This is a genomic window from Bacterioplanes sp. CLAM21 (genome assembly GCF_059641015.1).
This window is the reverse complement of the sequence record NZ_CM184929.1, coordinates 1320640-1338647: the sequence shown is the minus strand read 5'-3', so window position 1 is coordinate 1338647 and position 18008 is coordinate 1320640. Positions and strand designations below refer to the sequence as shown.

16 protein-coding genes are annotated in these 18008 nt (G+C 53.9%); 9 read left to right on the top strand and 7 right to left on the bottom strand.

What is annotated here, in order from left to right:
* Positions 1–6 precede the first annotated feature (6 nt).
* Together AC55FS_RS06375 and AC55FS_RS06370 are read left to right on the top strand one after the other, a co-directional pair.
* Positions 7–1737, top strand: coding sequence for a bifunctional protein tyrosine phosphatase family protein/NAD(P)/FAD-dependent oxidoreductase (locus tag AC55FS_RS06375; RefSeq protein ID WP_496935239.1), 1731 nt, complete (start codon positions 7–9; stop codon positions 1735–1737).
* Positions 1738–1740: 3 nt separating this feature from the next.
* Positions 1741–3519 carry a SulP family inorganic anion transporter gene (locus tag AC55FS_RS06370; RefSeq protein WP_496935238.1) on the top strand — a complete coding sequence of 593 codons (1779 nt, stop codon included), beginning with the start codon at positions 1741–1743 and terminating at the stop codon, positions 3517–3519.
* Positions 3520–3561: 42 nt separating this feature from the next.
* Here AC55FS_RS06370 and AC55FS_RS06365 read toward each other — a convergent pair whose 3' ends face one another.
* From AC55FS_RS06365 to AC55FS_RS06350, 4 genes are all read right to left on the bottom strand, one after another.
* Positions 3562–4371: a crotonase/enoyl-CoA hydratase family protein gene (locus AC55FS_RS06365; RefSeq protein ID WP_496935236.1), complete on the bottom strand. Its 810-nt coding sequence runs from the start codon at positions 4369–4371 to the stop codon at positions 3562–3564.
* A 99-nt stretch (positions 4372–4470) separates the two neighbouring features.
* Positions 4471–5454, bottom strand: coding sequence for a ferrochelatase (hemH, locus tag AC55FS_RS06360; protein ID WP_496935235.1), 984 nt, complete (start codon positions 5452–5454; stop codon positions 4471–4473).
* A 140-nt stretch (positions 5455–5594) separates the two neighbouring features.
* Positions 5595–6065 (bottom strand): protein-export chaperone SecB, encoded by a 471-nt coding sequence (secB, locus tag AC55FS_RS06355; RefSeq protein WP_496935234.1) that lies wholly within the window; start codon positions 6063–6065, stop codon positions 5595–5597.
* A gap of 35 nt (positions 6066–6100) precedes the next feature.
* Positions 6101–6514 carry a rhodanese-like domain-containing protein gene (locus tag AC55FS_RS06350; RefSeq protein WP_496935233.1) on the bottom strand — a complete coding sequence of 138 codons (414 nt, stop codon included), beginning with the start codon at positions 6512–6514 and terminating at the stop codon, positions 6101–6103.
* 147 nt (positions 6515–6661) lie between these two features.
* On the opposite strand from AC55FS_RS06350, the gene gpmI reads away from it, so the two are divergent.
* The 6 genes from gpmI (at position 6662) to AC55FS_RS06320 (ending at position 13348) form a co-directional block, all read left to right on the top strand.
* A complete protein-coding gene (gene gpmI / locus AC55FS_RS06345) occupies positions 6662–8206 on the top strand; it encodes a 2,3-bisphosphoglycerate-independent phosphoglycerate mutase (RefSeq protein ID WP_496935232.1) in 1545 nt (514 codons plus the stop codon).
* A 14-nt stretch (positions 8207–8220) separates the two neighbouring features.
* Positions 8221–9348, top strand: a complete 1128-nt coding sequence (locus tag AC55FS_RS06340) for a murein hydrolase activator EnvC family protein (RefSeq protein WP_496935231.1) — start codon at positions 8221–8223, stop codon at positions 9346–9348.
* A 42-nt stretch (positions 9349–9390) separates the two neighbouring features.
* Positions 9391–10731, top strand: a complete 1341-nt coding sequence (locus tag AC55FS_RS06335; protein ID WP_496935230.1) for a S41 family peptidase — start codon at positions 9391–9393, stop codon at positions 10729–10731.
* A complete protein-coding gene (locus tag AC55FS_RS06330) occupies positions 10728–11498 on the top strand; it encodes a divergent polysaccharide deacetylase family protein (protein ID WP_496935229.1) in 771 nt (256 codons plus the stop codon). The genes AC55FS_RS06335 and AC55FS_RS06330 overlap by 4 nt, the downstream gene beginning before the upstream one ends.
* A gap of 131 nt (positions 11499–11629) precedes the next feature.
* Entirely contained in the window at positions 11630–11929 is a 300-nt protein-coding gene (locus AC55FS_RS06325; RefSeq protein WP_496935228.1) for a c-type cytochrome, read from the top strand.
* A gap of 3 nt (positions 11930–11932) precedes the next feature.
* Complete coding sequence (locus AC55FS_RS06320; RefSeq protein WP_496935227.1) at positions 11933–13348, top strand: D-arabinono-1,4-lactone oxidase; 1416 nt, start codon at positions 11933–11935, stop codon at positions 13346–13348.
* Between the two features lie 20 nt (positions 13349–13368).
* On the opposite strand, the gene AC55FS_RS06315 is transcribed toward AC55FS_RS06320, so the two are convergent.
* The 3 genes from AC55FS_RS06315 to AC55FS_RS06305 all read right to left on the bottom strand — a co-directional run bounded on the left by AC55FS_RS06315 (position 13369) and on the right by AC55FS_RS06305 (position 16263).
* Positions 13369–14076 carry a tRNA-uridine aminocarboxypropyltransferase gene (locus AC55FS_RS06315; RefSeq protein ID WP_496935225.1) on the bottom strand — a complete coding sequence of 236 codons (708 nt, stop codon included), beginning with the start codon at positions 14074–14076 and terminating at the stop codon, positions 13369–13371.
* A gap of 75 nt (positions 14077–14151) precedes the next feature.
* Entirely contained in the window at positions 14152–14928 is a 777-nt protein-coding gene (locus AC55FS_RS06310; RefSeq protein ID WP_496935224.1) for a TIGR01458 family HAD-type hydrolase, read from the bottom strand.
* A 63-nt stretch (positions 14929–14991) separates the two neighbouring features.
* The gene (locus tag AC55FS_RS06305) at positions 14992–16263 is read right to left on the bottom strand and encodes a cytochrome-c peroxidase (protein WP_496935223.1); all 1272 of its coding nucleotides are present in this window, start codon (positions 16261–16263) and stop codon (positions 14992–14994) included.
* Positions 16264–16548: 285 nt separating this feature from the next.
* Between AC55FS_RS06305 and AC55FS_RS06300 the strand changes: the two genes are divergently transcribed.
* The gene (locus tag AC55FS_RS06300) at positions 16549–18003 is read left to right on the top strand and encodes an imelysin family protein (protein ID WP_496935222.1); all 1455 of its coding nucleotides are present in this window, start codon (positions 16549–16551) and stop codon (positions 18001–18003) included.
* The last annotated feature ends 5 nt before the right edge of the window (positions 18004–18008 follow it).

The following is an 18008-nucleotide window of genomic DNA, read 5'->3' as shown; positions in this document are numbered from 1 at the left end:
ATTAACATGGATATTAAAACCCTCACGCCGTTTCTCAGTGTTAGTCCACAACTGAGCAGCAGCGACATTGGTATTGCCGCAGCACGCGGTTTTCGAGCCATTGTCTGCAACCGCCCAGATGGCGAAGGTGACGATCAGCCCGACCATGAGGAGATGGCCGCAGCCTGTGAGCGCCACGGGCTGGAGTTTCGCTATCAGCCGGTGGTGTCGGGGCAAATTGGCGATCAGGATATCCAGCACTTTGCTACCAGCATGGGCGAGCTGACCGGACCGGTGTTGGCCTATTGTCGCACTGGAACACGCTGCGCCACGTTATGGGCGTTATCTACCGCCCCAAAGCTAGATGTGGACGCCATTCTCAGTACCACTGCCCATGCCGGCTATGACCTCAGCGCTCAGCGCCAGCGTTTACAGCAACTGGCCAGCGAGCGACAAGGCGTGAATAGCGTTGCCGGTCGTCGTCACGATGTGGTGATTATCGGCGGTGGAACCGGCGGTCAGGCCGTGGCCAGTAGCCTGCTCAAGCGACAGCCTGATCTCGACATTGCCATCGTCGAACCTCGCAGTGAGCACTTTTATCAGCCCGGCTGGACCTTGGTCGGCGGCGGTGTGTTTCAACGCAGTGACACCTCGCGTCCGATGCAACAAATAATGCCCAAAGATGCCCATTGGTATCACGCTGCCTGTAGCCGCTTTGTGCCTGAACAGCAGCATATTGTGTTGGAAGATGGCGAATGCATTGGTTATCGCATTTTGGTGGTCGCCCCGGGTCTAAAGCTCAATTGGGATGCCATCGACGGCATCAGAGATACGTTGGGCCAACACGGTGTGACCTCTAACTATGTGTTTGACCTGGCCCCTTACACCTGGGAACTGGTGCAAAACACCAGCAGCGGCACGGCTCTGTTTACCCAACCAGCAATGCCCATTAAATGCGCCGGCGCTCCGCAAAAAGCCATGTATTTATCGTGCGATCACTGGCAACGCCAGGGTCGGTTGGGTGATATGCAGGTCGAGTTCTGCAATGCCGGCGGCGTGCTGTTTGGCGTCGCCGATTATGTACCAGCGCTGCAAAGCTACATTGATCACTACGGCATCCAGGTGAACTACTTCAGCAACCTGATTGCCGTCGATGGTCAGGCCAAAACGGCGCTTTTTAATGTCAGTAACGCCGACGGTGAGCAGCAAACGATAGAAAAATCCTTCGATATGCTGCACGTCTGCCCACCACAATGTGCGCCTGATTTTATTGCCGACAGCCCTCTGGCTGGCGATGGCGGTTGGCTCGATTTAAATAGCGAGACCTTGCAGCACAGCCGTTACGGCAATGTCTTTGGCCTGGGGGATGTCGGCAATACACCCAATGCCAAAACCGCTGCCGCCATCCGCAAGCAAGCCCCCGTGGTGGCCGAAAACATTGTCATGGTATTAAACGGCGAATCACCGCGTGCCGTGTATAACGGCTACGGCGCCTGCCCATTAACGGTGGAGCGCGGCAAAATTGTGCTGGCCGAGTTCTGCTACGGCGGCCAGTTAGACCCCACCCTGCCGCGCTGGTTAATCGAAGGCACTCAACCCACCCGCCTGGCCTGGCACTTAAAGGAAAAAGTGCTGCCATGGGTGTACTGGAATGCTCTGCTAAAAGGGCGCGAGTGGCTGGTACAGCCCACTGTTATGCCGCGCCAAGCGCCAGCCCAGGAAGGCGGGCAGACTATTCCCGCGGAGGAGCGTCGATAAGCTATGCTGCAGCGCTATCTGCCTATGCTGTCCTGGCTCAAGCGTTACGACCGCATCACCTTTGCCAGCGATTTGGTGGCGGCATTAATCGTCACCATTATGCTGATTCCACAATCGTTGGCCTATGCCCTGCTGGCAGGTGTGCCGGCTGAGGTTGGCCTATACGCCAGCATGTTGCCATTGCTGGCATATACCCTGTTTGGCTCCAGTCGAACCTTAGCTGTTGGGCCGGTGGCCGTGGTGTCGCTAATGACCGCCATGGCCCTGGGCCAGTTAGGCCTCACCAGTACCGAGCAGTATCTGGCGGCCGCTATGGTGCTGGCGCTATTATCCGGTGGCATCTTGCTATTAATGGGGCTAATGCGCCTTGGCATGCTGGCAAACTTTCTTAGTCATCCGGTCATTTCAGGATTCATCACCGCCTCCGGACTCATTATTGCCGCCAGTCAACTGCGCCACTTGGCCGGCATCGACGCCCATGGCCATAACCTGTTGCAGCTGCTCGGCTCATTGCTCAATCATGGTCAAAGTCTGCACGTCATCACTTTGATCATAGGGAGCAGTTGTGTGCTGTTACTGGTGTGGATTCGCACTCGGCTTAAACCCTTGCTTAAACGCATCGGGATGAGCGACTTCGGGGCCGATATGATGGCCAAAGCGGGTCCAGTAGTGGCAGTGATCGCCAGCACAGTGCTGACTTGGCAGCTGGATTTGGCGCAGCAAGGTGTACGTGTCGTCGGCACGATTCCCGCGGGCTTGCCATCCTTGTCGTTGCCGCTGTTTGACCTCAGCTTATGGCAACAACTGCTGATACCAGCACTGTTAATCAGTGTGGTTGGTTTTGTCGAGTCTGTTTCCGTAGCCCAAACCTTGGCCGCTAAACGTCGTCAACGCATCGATCCCAACCAAGAGTTGATCGCCCTTGGCAGCGCTAATCTGGCTTCATCAGTGTCGGGCGGCTTTCCAGTCACCGGCGGTTTTTCACGCTCTGTCGTCAACTTTGATGCCGGCGCCCAAACCCCGGCGGCCGGTGCTTTGACTGCCATTGCCATCGCCATTGCGACCCTGACCCTAACGCCCTGGTTGTATTATTTGCCGCAAGCGACCTTGGCAGCGACCATCATAGTAGCGGTGCTGTCCTTGGTTGATTTCGCCGCCATCAAACGCACCTGGCATTATTCCCGCAGTGACTTTGCCGCCATGCTGGCAACCATATTGCTGACCTTGTTTCAGGGGGTGGAGGTTGGCATTTGCGCTGGCGTTGGTTTATCGATCTTGCTGTTTTTATACCGCACCAGCAAGCCCCACCATGCGGTGGTTGGACGCGTGCCAGGTACCGAACATTTTCGCAACGTTGAACGGGTAAAGGTCGAAACCGATGCCCGTATCCTGACCCTGCGCATGGATGAGTCACTGTATTTTGCCAATGCGCGCTATTTAGAAGATGTGATTACCGCCAAGGTGGCACAGCAGCAAAGCGTTGAGCATTTAGTACTGATGTGCCCGGCGGTGAACTGGATCGACGCGTCGGCGCTGGAAAGCCTCGAAGCCATCAATCTGCGCCTACAAGACAGCGGCGTAACCCTGCATTTATCGGAGGTCAAAGGCCCGGTTATGGACCAGTTACAGCGCTCAGACTTCCTTAATCAGCTCAGTGGCCAAGTGTTTATGAGCCAATACGATGCTTGGTGTTATTTACGCGCTGCCAATGCACCAGCACCGTCATCGATGACGCCATTGTCGGTATCGTCTAGAGGGCCAATATCATCTGCGGAACATTAAGGCCCACGCCACGAAACTAACCATCCAACCAGCGATTTACTGTCAGCGAAACGACGTGCGATCCGAAAACGGCTTGGGTTCAGCATCACGCCGCAAGCCGTTTTGCATAGCAATGCGTTGATTCTTGCGCCCTAACAAGCGCATTTGCACCCAGCGCTCCCACAACAGCGCCCGCCGCTCGCCTACCTGCCAGGTTTTTTTCAATAGATATTTACTGGCCGCCACCGCATCGGGCGATTGACTAGCAACAGTGCGCGCCAACTCCTGCGCAGCCACAACGGGCTCATCTTCTAGGCGGCTAATCAAACCAAAATCACAGCCTTCCTGGGCGGAAAACTGGCGCCCCGTCATGATCAGCTCTTGGGCGATGTCAACCCGCGTAAGCCGCGACAAGGTTACCATGCCGCTCATATCTGGAATCAGACCCCATTTCATTTCCATAATGCTGAGGTTGGCATCAGGACTGGCGATACGGTAATCGCAAGCCAACGCAATCTGCATACCGCCACCAAAGCAGTTGCCATGAATGGCGCAGATCACCGGCACAGGCAAGTCACGCCAGCAATGGGCGATTTGCTGTGCCAGGTTTTGCTTGCGCCACGGCCATTTCAAAAACACCTTAGGCACCATGCTCGGGTCCTGGCTTAAGGCCTTAAAGTCCAGCCCGGCACAAAAGGACTCACCTTTAGCCGCCAGCACCACACAGCGTACAGAACGATCACGACGCAAACGCTTGGCCATGGCCACCATTTGCTTGAACATCGGCATGTCCAGGCCATTGAGCTTGTCCGGGCGATTCAGCCATACCGTGGCGATGCCCTGGTCTATCTCACAAAGGATTCGTTCCGTCATACTGCAATCTCTGCTGGTTATTGGCTGCGCCATAGTTACACAGCGTGCCGCCCCAGCTCTATGATCGAAGCTCGCAAATCACTGACTCTGCTGTATCCATTACCAGCCTTGGCTATGCTGCTGCACCAGTTGCGCCAGCAACTGAATATGATCGTCGCGCACATTAAGGCAAGGAATGTAGTGGTATTGCTGGCCACCGGCTTGGATAAAGTTATCGCGATTTTCGACTTCCAGCTCTTCCAGAGTTTCCAGACAGTCGGCGGCAAATGCCGGGCTGATCATATCCACCCGTGCCAGACCATCACGACCCCATTGCTGCAAGGTATGATCAGTATAGGGCTTGACCCATTCTTCACGGCCAAAACGCGATTGAAATGAGCAAATCCACTGCTCAGCGGTTAACCCCAGCTCAACTGCCAGCGCTTCCGCCGTGGCTCGGCACTGGCTCGGGTAAGGATCACCGCGATCCTCATAACGCTGCGGAATGCCATGAAATGACATCATTAAGCGATCGCCCTGACCATGTTCAGCCCAATATTCCCGCACTGAATTGGCCAGCGCTTTGATGTAAAGCGGATGATCATGGTAATGACTGACCCAGCGAAGCTCTGGCAAATGTGGGCAGCGAGCCAAGCCTTTTGCCAAACGATCATGCACTGCAGCCGTGGTAGAGGATGAGTTTTGCGGAAATAGCGGCAACACCAGAATCTTCTCGACCCCAGCCCGGCGTAGCTCCAGCCCAGCCTGTTCCATAGTGGGCTCGCCGTACGTCATCGCCAGTGCCACTGGAATATCAGGCCCTAAACATTGCTGCAACGCCGCTTGTTGCTGACGCGAAATGCTCATCAATGGCGAGCCGTCTTCACTCCATACGCTGGCGTAAGCTTTGGCCACCTTGTGCGGGCGAATGCGCAAGATCACGCCATGTAAAATCAGCCACCACAGCGGTCGTGGCACGTCGACCACACGTTTATCCCACAGAAATTCGGCCAGGTATTCACGCACGGCACTGGCGGTTGGTGCTTTGGGGGTGCCCAGGTTAACCAGCAGGACACCAAAGGATGATTGTTGACGGCTTTCCACAAACGCTCCCATCACTATGTACAAGTTTTGTGGAAGTTTAAATAAAGCCGCTGCCTAACACCATCATCACCGACAAAAATCACCGGCATAAAAAAACGCGACCAAGGCCGCGTTTTTTTAACACTGACGAAAAGCAACGATTAGTGAGTCGCTTCTTCGTTTTGTGCTTGCTCAGCTTGCTGCTGGGCTTGCTGTACACGCTGCTGGTACAGGGCATCAAAGTTAATCGGTGCCAGCATCAGCGCTGGGAAGCCACCTTTAACTACCATGGCATCAACACTTTCACGCAGGTATGGGAACAGAATGTTAGGGCACATGGCACCCAGCATTGGCTGCAGTTGATCTTCTGGAATGTTCTGAATGGCAAACAGACCGCACTGCATCATTTCCACCAGGAAGGCAGTTTCTTCGCCATTGGTCGCTGTGATAGTGACCTTTACGGATACCTCGTAAAAACCTTCGTCGACCTTGCGAGCACCGCTGTTCAGGTCCAGTTTGATTTCAGGCTTCCACTCTTGAGTGAAAGTTCGAGGTGTATTAGGCGCTTCAAAAGACGCGTCTTTGATGTAAATGCGCTGCAGTGCGAATTGAGGCTTATCGTTGTCGGCCATGGTCGTATCCTTAAATTAGAGCGGTAATTAAAATGTTACTTTTTGACAACCGGCAGGTTCTGGCCAGTCCATTCCATCATGCCGCCATGCAAACGCACAGCGTTGAATCCTTTTTCTCGCAGCATTTTGCCTGCCAATGATACCGTTTGGCCGGTTTTGCAGACCAGAATCACAGGCTTGTCTTTGTGCGGAGTTAACTCTCCAAGACGGCTGGCAAGATTGTTGTATGGAATGTTAATAGCGTTTACTAGGTGGCCTTCGCGGAACTCTTTTTTATCGCGAATATCCACCACGATGGCGTCGTGTTTGTTGATCATCACAGTTGCTTGAGCCACAGATACCGTAGCACCGCTGCGTTGCCGGCCGTCCCAGATCCAGGCCAGCAAAAACGCTGTCCACAGGCCAACCAACCACCAGTGATTACCAATGAATTCAAACATTTGAGCCATAATGTTGTTCACTACCAGTCAAAAATAAAGCGCGCAGTATAGCGCTTGGTGCCGACGCTCACCAGCGTGCTGGTGGCAAAATAGGCAGCGCTAGGCAGCTAGGGTACAATGCCGCCCCTTTCGTCCACTTGACCCGGGTTTGTCACAATGAACACACGTCCAACCCCCGTTGCTCTGATCATCCTTGATGGCTGGGGCCACCGTGAGGAAACCGAGCACAATGCTATCGCCAATGCCCATACCCCCACTTGGGATGCATTGCTGGCGAACTATCCGAATGCGTTGATGCAAACATCCGGAGCCGCCGTCGGCTTGCCGGACGGGCAAATGGGCAACTCCGAAGTTGGACATATGAATCTCGGCGCCGGGCGCATCGTTTATCAAAACTACACCCGCATTAATAAAGCCATCGAAGATGGCGAACTGGCCACCAACCCAGCGCTCACCGCAGCCATGGATAAAGCCATAGCCGCAGGTGGTGCAGTACATTTTGTGGGTCTGCTGTCGCCCGGTGGTGTGCATAGCCATGAAGATCATCTACTGGCACTGCTGGACATGGCCAAACAACGCGGCGTTTCGCGCTCGCTTGTGCACGGCATTCTGGATGGCCGTGATATGCCACCGCGCTCAGCTCAGCCATCGATTGAAAAGGTCGAGCAAAAACTGGCACAGCTCGGCAATGGTCGTTTGGCCACCTTAGTTGGCCGCTTTTACGCCATGGATCGAGACAATCGCTGGGAGCGCATCGAAAGCGCTTACCGTGCCATGACTGAAGGTGTGGCAGAACATCAAGCCGACAGTGGCAGCGCTGCCCTAGCAGCAGCTTATGACCGCAACGAAAACGACGAATTCGTTAAAGCCACCGTGATTGGCGCGGCCGATGCCCAGGTGAAGGATGGCGATAGCATCATCTTCTTTAACTTCCGCCCAGACCGCGCGCGTGAGCTGACCCGCGCTTTTGTCGACGGTGATGATTTCTGCGGTTTCCAGCGCCAGCAAAGGCCACAGCTATCCGACTTTGTCATGATGACGGAATACGCGGCGACCATTGCTGCTAGCTGCGCCTACCCACCCCAGGCTCTGGTCAATGGCATCGGTGAATACTTGGCCAATCTAGGCAAAAAACAGCTGCGCATTGCTGAGACGGAAAAATATGCCCACGTTACCTTCTTCTTTTCCGGTGGCCGTGAAGCTGAATACGACGGTGAAACTCGAGAGTTGATCTCGTCACCCGATGTTGCCACCTACGACCTAAAGCCTGAAATGAGCGCACCCGAAGTAACCGACAAGCTGGTCGATGCCATCAAAAATGGCGGCTATGATCTGATTGTCTGCAACTACGCCAATGGCGATATGGTCGGCCACACCGGTGATTACGACGCCACAGTCAAAGCAGCCGAGTGCCTGGATACCTGCCTAAAGCGCGTCACAGAGGCATTACTGGAAGTGGGTGGTGAATGTTTGATTACCGCCGATCATGGCAACGCCGAGCAAATGATCGACGATCAGGGCCGCGCTATGACTCAGCACACCACAGGCCCGGTGGATATGATCTATGTGCATAATCGCGCCGAGACAGTACAGTTAGCCCCTGGCCGTTTGTGTGATGTAGCACCGACGCTGTTGACTATGATGCAGCTACCCATACCAGCGGAAATGTCAGGAACGCCCTTGATTAATTGGTCAGCGTAAATATCGGAGGTCCTGTGCGCGCACTACTGTTGTGTTTGCTGATGCTGAGCAGCGTCACTGCCCACGCAGATGATGACGAGGCCAAGCTTAAAGTCTTGCAGCAAGAGATTACTAAGCTGCAAAGCTGGCTAAAAGATGCGCGCCAGGAATACAGCGATCTTGACCATGCGCTGCAGCGATCGGATAAAGACATTGCCGAGCTAACCCGCCTCATCGAGCAAACACGCCAACAATTAGAACAGGAGCGTGCCAAGCTAAAAAAGCTCCGTGAGGAGCAAGGACAGCTCCAACTTCTGCAACAACAACACCGCCGCCACCTCGCTGACCAAGTGCGCAGCGCTGCCCGCATGGGCAACGCTGCACCGCTGAAAGTACTGCTCAATCAGGACGATCCGCAACAAAGCCAGCGTTTGCTGCGCTACTTTCAATCCTTTAATCAAGCCAGAGCCGAGCGCATCGAGCGGTTAATCAGCGAATTACAACGACTGGCCCGCATCGATGAAGAAGTCGAGCAGCAACAGCAGCGCTTGGCAAATACTGAGCAGCAACTGCAGCAGAAAAATGCGCAGCTCAAACAGCAGCGGCAACAGCAAAAGACCTTAATGGCTCGCTTGCAAAGTAGCATGAGTAACGAGCAACAACGCCTTAAGCGCAAGCAAGCCGACCGCAAACGATTGGAGCGTTTACTGCAGGAAGTTGAGCACCTACTGGCCAATACCGACCGCAAAGACGACGAGCGCCCGTTTCGCTCGGTGAAAGGCAAACTGCCCATGCCACTGGCTCACTCGCGGGTACTGGAAGCCTATGGCAGCACCAATCAAGAAACCAAAGCCCGTCGCCATGGCTGGTTGTTGCAAAGCCGCGAAGGTCAGCCCGTGACGGCAGTGCACCATGGCCGGGTGGTGTTTTCCGATTGGTTACGCGGCTTTGGCTTGGTCAGCATTCTCGACCATGGCGATGGCTATTTAAGCCTGTACGCCAATAACCAAGCCCTGTTCCACGAGCTGGGCAGTTGGGTCAACCGAGGCGATGTTATCGCCCGTAGCGGCCGCACCAGCAGTAATGAGGAACCGACGCTGTATTTTGAGATCCGTTATAAGGGCCGTGCACAGGATCCGGCCACATGGCTGAAACGCCGCTGATTTTGTGCCATTCTTGCAACATTTACCGGTCGAGACCTTTTCATGTACCGTTTTTCATTGTTACCCGCTGCGTTACTGCTGTCCCTTAATGTTTTTGCTAATGAAGCGCCAACGCAGCCACAGCAGGCCCTTGAGCCAGAAGCAGTGCCTGCGCCGCAAACCCAACTGCCGCTGCAAGAACTGCGCAACTTCACCGAAATTTTTGAGCGTATCCGCAGTGCTTATGTAGAGGACGTTGACGACAAAACCCTGTTTGAATACGCCATTAACGGCATGCTGTCGTCACTTGACCCTCACTCGGCTTATTTGCAGCCGGAAGATTACAATGATTTACAAGAGCATACCTCGGGCAAATTTGGCGGCCTGGGTATTGAAGTCGGCATGGAAGACGGCCTGATTCGTGTTGTCACCCCCATTGACGACACGCCCGCCAAAGAAGCCGGCATTGAGTCGGGCGATTTAATCGTGACCCTGGATGGTGATCCGGTGATGGGCATGAGCCTAACCGATGCCATCGAGCGCATGCGCGGTGCACCCGGCACAAGCATTGATCTGGAAGTGCGCCGCCAGGGCGAAAAAGAGCTGCTCAGCTTTACGCTGGAACGCGCTGAAATCAAAGTGGCCAGTGTCCGTACCGAAATGATGGGCAATGGCATTGGCTATATTCGCATTACCCAATTCCAAGCCAATACCGGCCGTGAGTTAAATGCCGCTCTGCTCGATTGGCAGCAAGGTAACCTCACTGGCTTGATTCTCGATTTGCGCAATAACCCAGGTGGTGTGCTAGATGCTGCGGTCGAAGTCGCCGATGCCTTTATTGACGATGGATTGATTGTCTACACCGAAGGCCGCGCCGCCAACTCACGCTTACGTTATTCTGCCACCCAACGCACCATTGCTAAGCAGCTGCCAGTGGTGGTGCTGGTGAATGGCGGTTCTGCCTCCGCCTCTGAAATTGTCGCCGGTGCACTGCAAGATCATCAGCGTGCGGTCATAGTTGGCACCCAGTCATTTGGCAAAGGTTCGGTACAAAGCGTATTGCCTATTACCGAAGACACCGCCATTAAGCTCACTACCGCGCGTTATTTTACCCCTAATGGCCGCTCCATTCAGGCCCAGGGCATTGAGCCAGATATCTGGATCGAGCAAAGTGAGGTGACCCCCTATAAACAACGTTACTTCAAAGAAGCCGACCTGCCTGGCCATCTCAGTAATCCTGAAGGTGAGCCAGAGCAACAGGCTGAGCAATCAACAGACGGCAAGAAAAATAGCGCCCGCGAGCTGTTAAAACAGGATTTCCAACTGTACGAAGCCCATACCCTGTTGCGAGGCCTGAGCATTTTGAAACCGACCACTCAGAGCAGTACAGTTAACGACGCATGATCATCAGGCTGTTGTGCCTGCTGGGGCTGATGAGCGGCCCCTGTCAGGCAGCCACGTTATTAATCATCATCGACGATTTGGGCAATAACCGAGCACTGGGAGAGCGCACTCTCGCCTTGCCTGGCCCCATCTCGGTTGCGATATTGCCCTATACGCCATTTGCCAAAACCCTGGCCGAGCAAGCCCACAGGCGCGGCCACGGCATAATGTTGCATGCTCCTATGTCCAACGACCATGGCGCTAAATTAGGCCCTGGGGCATTAACGGCCGATATGTCTGCCACCCAATTGCAGCAGGTATTGGCCGACGCCCTGCACTCAGTGCCCTTTGTTACCGGCATGAACAATCATATGGGCAGCCTGCTGACCCGCCATCACGATTCTATGCGCGCGGTGATGCAAGGCTTATCTAGTCACGGGATGTTTTTTGTCGATAGCCTCACCAGTGCCGACAGCGTCGCCCTGCAGCAGGCCTTGGCCCAGCGCTTACCGGCCCTAAGACGTGATGTTTTTCTTGATCACAATGTCGACCACACAGCCATCCGGCGTCAGTTCGAACGTGCCGTCGAACTCGCCCAGCAACGCGGTTATGCGGTCTTGATTGGTCACCCCTACCCCGAATCATTACAGGTGCTGGAACAAGAGCTGCCCAAGCTGGTGCAGCGTGGCGTGATGCTGCAACGGGTAGATCAGTTCCTGCAGCAACGCTTATGGCAGCGCTGGCCCAGCAGTGCCCGCAGCAGCCGCTATCAGTTACAAATTCGCTAGCGCCTCGTCGATCACACCGTTATGAACTTGGCTCAATGACGGTACCAAGAGGGATATTTTGCCGCACAGCAAACCTTGTACGATCGTTTCACTTTGGGTACCCTGAGCGCATCATTCGGGGAGCCAGAAAAATGATAAAAACCACTGTACTCGCCGCGGCACTGCTTGCCAGCGCCAGCTCGGCCGTCGCAACCGACGACTACACCATCGAACTGTATGACCTCTATTGCTCCAGCTGTCACGGCGTCGGCGTATCCGGAGCCCCCACAGCGTTCAGCGAAGAATGGCGCAGTCGCGTTGAGCAAGGCATGGATACGCTCGTCAATCATGCCATTCAAGGCATCGGCAATATGCCCGCCATGGGCACCTGCGCCGAATGCACTGAAGACGATATCCGCGATCTCATCCTCTACATGGCCAAGGAGCAATAACCTATGAAGTTCGAGCGCATTCAACTCAGTCGCCGCCATTTATTGAAAGCGGTGGGTGCTAGCATGCTGGCGAGCTCAACCGTGGCTTGCTCCTCTAACGACCCCAAACCTATGCCCGGCATTGTCGGCGCCGACGGCAAACGGGTGCTGCCATGGAAAAACTGGTCTGGCAATCAAAGCTGTCAGCCCAGCGAGCGCTGGGTACCACGCAGCGAAGAGCAGCTCATTGACGCCATTAAAACAGCCCAAGGAAGGGTGCGCTGCGTAGGCTCCGGCCACAGCTTTAGTGGCCTAGTACCGACGGAGCAAACACTGTTATCACTGGCGCGCTTGCGCGGTGTCGAAAATGTGGATCGCGCGGCACAGGAAGCTGATGTTTGGGCTGGTACGCGCTTATCCATGCTCGGTAAGGAGCTGTGGAAGCATGACCTGTCGACCATCAATATGTCCGATATCGACAGCCAGTCGTTTGCCGGAGCCATTGCGACCTCGACCCACGGTACCGGCAAACACCTAGGTACACTGTCTAGCCATTTGCGCAGCGTCAATATGATTAAAGCCAACGGCGACATGGTGCAATGCAGCCCGACCCACAACAGCGATTTGTTTTATGCCGCCGGTAACCATCTGGGCGCACTCGGGATTATGAGTAAAGCGCGGATCAAGGCCGATTCAGCCTACCATCTGAAAGAAACCAGCTGGATGATGTCAGAAGAAGAAGGGCTGGCCCGGGCCGAAGAGTTACGCGACAAACATCGCCATTATGAAATGTATGCCCTGCCGCACAGCGACTATATGCTCGGCATTGCCATCGATAAAGTCTCCGCCAGCGACATCCCAACCAATCCGCCAGCCCCCAGTGGCGACGCTTATGAAGCCTTTCGCATGATGTCCAATATGATCGACTACCTGCCCTTTATGCGCAGCTGGTTGGTCAACTTTGGCGCCAGTGGGGTGGAACCGGAAACACGCTACGGTAAATCCCACGAAATTTTTGGCAATTTGCGCGATATCTTGTTTAACGAGATGGAATACGTGGTGCCTGCTGAAGTGGGGCCTCAGTGTTTAAAAGAAGTACTGGACACCATTAAGCAGCAAAATATTCCGGTGATTTTCCCCATTGAAGCGCGTTATGTCGCTGCCGATCAGGTGTGGCTGAGCCCGTTTTATCGCCGTGATGGATTCGCCATTAGCTGCCATAACTTCCACGATAAAGACTACAAAGCTTACTTTGCTGCTATCGAGCCTATTTTCTGGAAGTACGAGGGACGCCCACACTGGGGCAAAATCCATACCCTAAGAGCCGAGGACTTTGCCGCCCGTTATGAGCGCTTTAACGACTTTGTTGAGCTGCGCCGTGATATGGACCCAGAAGGTCGTTTCCTCAATGCACACTTGAGCCGGGTGCTGGGCGTGTAAAGGAATCGCTGCCTTGCTGGTCAGGACGATTCAGGGATTTTCTGGCAGGAGCGATTTTGGTGATTAGACTTGGCCTGCAAATAGTGGTGGCGGAAGCGGGCAAAATACTGCTCCAGTTTCTGCCCTGCTGCCGCCTGCCCCAGCCGCTCTAACAAGGGCACCATCACCTCAGCCGTGGCCAGCTGATGAGGCTGCACCGCCTTACGTAAGGCATAGCCCGACAGCTGCTGCGGCTGCACCGCAATCACTGGCAAATCAGCCCACCATGCACTGCGAAACATTTTTCGTGCTTGCCGCCAGGTGCCATCGAGCACCAATAACAGCGGAGTTCGCCCCGCCAGATAATCATGCAATTTGTCGTCATCATCCAAATGGCGCTCTGGTTCGGCATAAGCGTACGGAAACACCAACATAGGCGCGTACTGAGGATGTTCCAATAGCTCTGTTAACGCTTCGGGAGGCTCACTGCGCTGCCAAATACAAGCATGAGAATCAGCGATCACATCGACCAATAAGCGACCGCTATTACTGGGCTTAAATATTTCCCCAGGGTAATACACCAAACACAAAGCCAGACCCTGCTCTGCCTTGGGCACATAGGCACACAAACACCATTGCTCAGCCAGCATGCAATATTGGCAGCGACGCAGCTTGGCGCCTCTGGCAGCAAAGGGACGAGTGGATAATTGCGCCTGCTGGTGGCGCAAATGGTAAACGACGTTTTTCATGGCGGCGGATTATCGACATCTCACACTGATCAGACAAGCGGTGAGCAAACAGCGAGGGACGAGGGCCTGTTAACGCTAGTGTGACAAGCCAAGCCAAAAATTAGGCAAATCGGCCACAGAGTCGAGCACATGATCGGGTTTCACTGTGCCTTGTTCATCATCACTGCGGTACTTGCCAGTGCGTACCAACAGTCCTTGCATGCCACAATTCTGTGCAGCTATCACATCAGACATAAGATCGTCACCGACCATCAGGGTGTCTGCAGCACTGACATCCAGTAGCTGCAGTGCTTGTTGATAAAAACCCGATGCCGGTTTGCCAAACACCAAAGCCGATTGACCCGAAGCAAATTCCAGCGCTTTAACAAAAGGCCCGACATCAAGCTCGACACCGTGATCGCTGTGATGATAGCGGGTCATACCCAGTGCCAGAAGCATCTGGCCGGGCCGTTGCAGCAGAATACGCAGCGCATGATTCAAGTGAAAATAGCTCCAGCTAGGGCCGAGATCACCAATGACCACACCGCGACACTCTTCTTCACGATGACTGGCCACATCCTGCAGTTCGCTTTGCACCGCAGCAGGTACAAATAGAGCAAGGCGTAAAGCAGGCTGTTGCGTCAGCCAGAGCCGCACCGCCGTGGCCGGTGTTAGCAGCTGCTCGCCGCGAATACTAGGCTCGAGAGTTTGCAAACGCCTTAGTATTTCTGCCCGGCTAACGCTGGTGGCATTGCTAACAAACAAGTGGGGAATATTTAGTCGTCGTACCCAACGCAAGGTATCGGCGGCGCCAGCAACGGCGCCGCTGTCGTTAAACAGCACGCCATCGATATCAAACAAAACAGCCTTCATTCAGTGGCTCCAGCGGCGGCTATCTGTTCAACATAGCCGCTGCAGCGAAACCACCTGTGTGCTCTACAGTCCGCACTCCGTGACTTTTGCGGCATCCAACAGATGCTCATAACGAGCATCGGTTAGCGACATCAAAAAGCACTCCATCGCTAAGCGATTGAGCTCATCACTAAAGTCTTTACTGCCACTGGCCAGTTCGACATTACTGAGGTTGCTATCAACCTCAGGTATACGCCATGCAAGGCCTGTTTCAGGATTCACAAAACTGCTGTCACGACCATTGGCGCGTTGGCGAGCATGTTCATAAAACAGCAATACAGTACTGAGCTCGGTAAACACACCGTTATGCATATAAGGGCCGGTCACCGCCACATTACGCAAAGTGGGTGTTTTGAATTTACCCGCTAATGACGCGTCGTCAATATGCTGCTGCAAACCCAAATCTGGCCCAGTAGCGCCGTTATTTGCCCGCAGTGCAGTATTTTCCGGCACACCTAGATTATGGTATTCGAAGCCAGTGAAGGGCTCTTGGCCGTTGCCTTGAGCATTTAGCTGATGACAGGCTGCACAGTTGGTAAATTCCGTCGAGAAAAATAGCGCTTTGCCCAGCGCTGCTTTTGACGCTGGGTGGTAGCTGTAGCGATTGGCGTCGCCGACAGGCAATAGCGAACGATCGTAGCGCGAATCAAAGGGTGCAAACTCAGCGCTTTTTTCAAATTCACCAATGGCTTGGCTCATGGCTGCATAAGCGGCGTCAGCATCGTCCCAAATATCGGCGCCAAAATGCTCCCGAAAAGCACGTTGATAATCGTTATTTTCTAATAACCGCGCCACCACAGTGGCTTTATCTGGCATATTCATTTCGAGCGGATTTAACGGTGGCCCACCGGCTTGTTCCGCTAGGTTAAGGGCGCGGCCATCATGGAACTGACCACCGAGATAGCCTTGATAGGTACCGAAATCACCATCGGTATTAAAACGCTGACGCTGGCCCTGGTGAAATTCCGGGCTCATTCGCGCATAAGCTGCTGTGGGCGCATTGCGATCACCTTGCGATACACCATCGTCGCCCAACGAGGCTGCCAGCACTTTGCCATCAGCGCCTTGGCGATTATCGACAAAACCATGCTCGGGATTATGACAACTGGCACAGGATTGGCTGCGATTGGCTGACAGGTTTTTATCGTTAAACAGTTGTCGCCCTAACTCTTGCTGACTGAGCACCGGCGCTTTGTCGCTACTGGAACCAGAGCCACCACAGCCCACCAACAGCGACGTAACCAATAAAGCATGAGTAAAAACGAAAGAACGGCAGGAAAGCATGTTACTGGGCACTGCGAGACTCCTGAAACACCCGGCAAATCGCATCGTGCTGTTTTTAACCAGCACTGAGATCATTGACCTAGGGCTTTTTCCACAAAATAAACGCGGGTATCATAGCAAAAGCAAAATCGCATGATAATCATTTTTGTTACTCAACATTGTTGAAAGTGATTATCAACACCATTACAGTGTGGCGCCGCAGCGGGATAGATCCCGTCAGCGCATCCAAGCAGGCTCTCAGAAGAACTCGTGCTATTGGCCAAGCCTGCCATCGCTCCACACAGATAAGGAAACGATATGAACAAGCTTAAGCTGGTTGCTGCAATGACTGCAGCGCTGATGGTCACTGCCTGCGGCAGCGATGATAAGGACTCAAATGATAAGCAAGAGGGTCTTAACCTCAGCAATGTTGAAAAAGTACTGAAGACTAACGCTGATATTGCTCACGCCGCCTACAGCGATGCCGTCACTACCGCACAAGCGCTAAAAGCAGCCATTGCTGCATTTAAAGCAGAGCCAACACAAGCCAATTTGGATGCCGCTAAAAAAGCCTGGCTGGTGGCGCGTGAACCTTATGGTCAAACCGAGGTGTATCGCTTTCGTTTAAGCCCTATCGATTCCAGCGATTACAGCAATGAAGATGGTCCAGAAGGCGATATCAATGCTTGGCCACTGGGTGAAGCACTGATTGACTACGTCAAAACCAACGACAGCGACTTTGGCACTGATCAGATCGGTGTTACCGAACACCAAACCGGTGTCAACAATGGCGATGCCATCGATGCTAACGTGGCTACCAACAGCCCAGCTGAAAATATTATTGGTAACCGCAACATCGTTATTAACGCAGACCTGCTGGCCAATACCGCCACGGCAGAAGATGAGCACGATGTCATTTCCGGTTATCACGCCATTGAATTTTTGTTGTGGGGCCAGGATCTGAACAACGACGCTCAGACCACCAACGGCACCGACCGTGGCAACGCCGTTAAAACTTGGGCAACACAAAATCTGGCTGTTGGCGGCCAGCGCCCGCTTACCGACTTTACTACGGATGCCAATGCCGATCGTCGTTTCCAGTTCCTGGAAGTTGCCGTCGACAAACTGATTGCTGACTTGCAACAAGTTCGTGATGGCTGGGCCGAGGGTGCTAGCTACCGTACTGCCTTTGTAAAAGCTGAGACTCAGGAGCAGGCCAAACAGAAACTGGCAGAAATCATGACGGGTATGGGCACTCTATCGGAAGGTGAATTGGCCGGTGAACGCATGCAGATCGCCTTTAGCGCCAACTCTCAAGAAGATGAGCATTCATGCTTCTCTGATAACACTCACCGTGATATCTGGCTCAATGCCGAAGGTGTATCGAATAGCTTCTACGGTCGCTACGCTGGCTACGACAGCACCTTAGATGGCGCCGATGACGTCACTACCAATGCCGTTGATGGTTATGGCCTAGACGACTTCCTGAAAGATGAAGGTCAGGATGTTTTGGTGGCCAAACTGAGCGCTGCTCTGGTGAAAACTGAAACAGCTTACTCTGCCATCGACACTCAGGCGCGTGCCGGCACGCCATTTGACGTACTGATCCAATCAACCGATGCCACGTCAGTTGCCGACACCATTGTCGCCTTGAATGAACAGGCAGCAGTGATTGCTGAAGCGGCCAATGCCATCAATTTGGGCGTGGTAGTCGTTGACCCAGACGCATCAGCCTGTGATACCAGCAACCCCACATCGTCCTGCGACGAATAACGGTT